Source organism: Rhodoplanes roseus, assembly GCF_003258865.1.
In the GTDB taxonomy this organism is placed as follows: Bacteria; Pseudomonadota; Alphaproteobacteria; order Rhizobiales; family Xanthobacteraceae; genus Rhodoplanes; species Rhodoplanes roseus.
On sequence record NZ_NPEX01000504.1, the window covers coordinates 1 to 2,269 of the forward strand.

Here is a 2,269-nt window from a genome sequence, read left to right on the forward strand (position 1 = left end):
CTTAGCGCCCGCCGCCGGAGCCTTGGCGCCGGCCGCCGGGGCCGCGCCCGCGGCCGGAGCCGCAGCCGCCGCGCCCGCCGCGTCCTTGGCCGCCTTGATCTCTTCGGCGTAGCCGGACGGCGGCACGATGGTGACCAGCGTCGGGTCGACCTTGCCGGCCGGCTTGACGTTGGGCGGCAGCACGACGTCGCTGAGATGGCGCGAGTAGTTGATCTCGAGGCCGGTCAGGTCGATCTCGATGGCTTCCGGGATGGCGTCCGCCGGGCAGCGCAGCTCGACCGAGTGGGTGACGACGCTGACCGTGCCGCCGCGCTTGATGCCGGGCGCCGCTTCGACATTGATGGTGCGCACCGGCACCCGCACCCGGATGGTGGCGCCCTGGCCGAGCCGCATGAAGTCGACATGGACGGGCCGGTCGCGGAGCGGCTCGAGCTGGTAGTCGCGCGGGATCACGCGATGCTTCGTCCCGTCGAGATCGATATCGTAGATGCTCGTCAGGAAGTGGCCGGCGAAGATTCGCTGGCGCAGCTCGGCCTCGTCGAGCGCGATGGTCACGGGAGGCTGGTTGTCGCCGTAGATCACGCCCGGCACGCGGCCTTCACGACGAACGGCCCGGGCGGCCCCCTTGCCGGCCCGCGGACGCGACGTCGCTTTCAGCTCTTTGGCGGTCGCCATAGTGGTTGTCCTCTCTACAGCCGGGAACGACCGCTCGCGCGGCCCCACCCGGTCGATTCACGGATGAAAAATGCCGCTCGTGCGGCCTCGCGGCCGGCCTCCAGGGGTGTCTGCAAGCCGCGGATCGCGGGCTTATAGCCCAGCGAAGCCCGAATTGACAAGGAAGCGGCTGTTCGGCAGCTCGCCGCACCCATCTTCACCTCTCCCCGCCAGCGGGGGAGAGGTGGAGCCGGCGTCAGCGGGCTTCCGCCTCACCCCACCGCGGTGGTGCCGGTGTCGAGGCCGTTCGGGCTCGACGGGGCGAGCTTGGCCTCCAGGGCGGCGAGGCGCGCCTTCAGGACCTCGTTCTCCTCGCGGGCGAGCCGGGCCATCTCCTTGACGGCCTCGAACTCCTCGCGCTGGACCACGTCCATGTCGCGCAGGATGCGCTCGGCCTGGGCCTTGATCAGTGTTTCCGCCTCGCGGCGCACGCCCTGGGCGACGCCGGCCGCGTCGTTCATCATGCGGGCCATCTCGTCGAAGAACCGGCTGCTCGTCTGGGCCATCGTTATGTCGTCTCCGGAACGCATTGTCGGCAATGGTGTCAATCGCGCCAGACAATGGCGATGGCGATGCGGCGACGCAAGGTCCGACCTGACCCGGACCGTATCCGGGTCCACGGACCCGGCGGGCGCCCGACCCGGGCAGGCGGCTTGACGGGGAGCGGCCGCGGCCGCATCACGCTTGTCCCCCCGCTGAGGACCCCCATGCCGCTCGCCGTGCTGCCCTTCCCGCGGATCGACCCGGTGCTGGTGAGCATCGGCCCGTTCGCGATCCGCTGGTACGCCCTCGCCTATATCGCCGGCATCCTGCTCGGCTGGGCCTATGCCCGCGCCCTGATCCGCAGCGAGCGGCTGTGGGGCGGCCCGGCGCCGCTGGCGGTGGTCGACTTCGACGACTTCATCGTCTGGGTGACGCTCGGCATCATCCTGGGCGGCCGCACCGGCTATGTCCTGTTCTACAATTTCGAGCATTTCGTCGCCGACCCGCTGGAGATCCTCAAGCTGTGGAAGGGCGGCATGTCGTTCCACGGCGGCTTTCTCGGCTGCGTCGCGGCCGTCGTGCTGTTCGCCCGCACCCGCGGGCTGTCGATCCCGACGATCGGCGACCTCACCTGTGCGGTGGCGCCGATCGGCATCTTCCTCGGCCGACTCGCCAATTTCATCAATGGCGAGCTGTGGGGCCGCCCGGCCGCCGACGTGCCCTGGGCCATGGTGTTCCCCGGCGCCGGGCCGTTCCCGCGCCATCCGAGCCAGCTCTACGAGGCCAGCCTCGAGGGGCTCGCCCTGTTCGTGCTGCTGGCGCTCGCCGTGCAGGCCGGCGCGCTCCGGCGGCCCGGCCTGGTGGTCGGCCTGTTCGCCTGCTTCTATGCGGTCGCCCGCTCGTTCTGCGAGTTCTTCCGCGAGCCCGACCCGCAGCTCGGCTTCCTGTGGGGCGGGATGACCATGGGGATGCTGCTGTCGGTGCCGCTGTTCCTGGCCGGCGTCGGCGCGATCGCCTTGAAGAGCTGGTTGTAGATGCGCACCTCGGCCGGCACGCTGTCGGCGGCCGAGAC

The 2,269-nt window shown here is 70.7% G+C and carries 3 protein-coding genes; 1 reads left to right on the top strand and 2 read right to left on the bottom strand.

The window, feature by feature from the left end; translation table 11 throughout:
* A partial coding sequence (locus tag CH341_RS30745) for a 50S ribosomal protein L25/general stress protein Ctc (protein WP_111423400.1) occupies nt 1-675 on the bottom strand: 675 nt, incomplete at its 3' end.
* A 251-nt stretch (nt 676-926) separates the two neighbouring features.
* Nucleotides 927-1,220, bottom strand: a complete 294-nt coding sequence (locus CH341_RS30750) for an accessory factor UbiK family protein (protein ID WP_111423403.1) — start codon at nt 1,218-1,220, stop codon at nt 927-929.
* Between the two features lie 201 nt (nt 1,221-1,421).
* Here CH341_RS30750 and lgt point away from each other — a divergent pair, with 201 nt between their 5' ends.
* Complete coding sequence (lgt, locus tag CH341_RS30755; RefSeq protein WP_111423405.1) at nt 1,422-2,231, top strand: prolipoprotein diacylglyceryl transferase; 810 nt, start codon at nt 1,422-1,424, stop codon at nt 2,229-2,231.
* Nucleotides 2,232-2,269 lie beyond the last annotated feature (38 nt).

Bases quoted from the DNA above. Each gene is read 5' to 3' on its own strand.
- CH341_RS30750 (WP_111423403.1), bottom strand. From the start codon at position 1,220: ATGGCCCAGACGAGCAGCCGGTTCTTCGACGAGATGGCCCGCATGATG.
- lgt (WP_111423405.1), top strand. From the start codon at position 1,422: ATGCCGCTCGCCGTGCTGCCCTTCCCGCGGATCGACCCGGTGCTGGTG.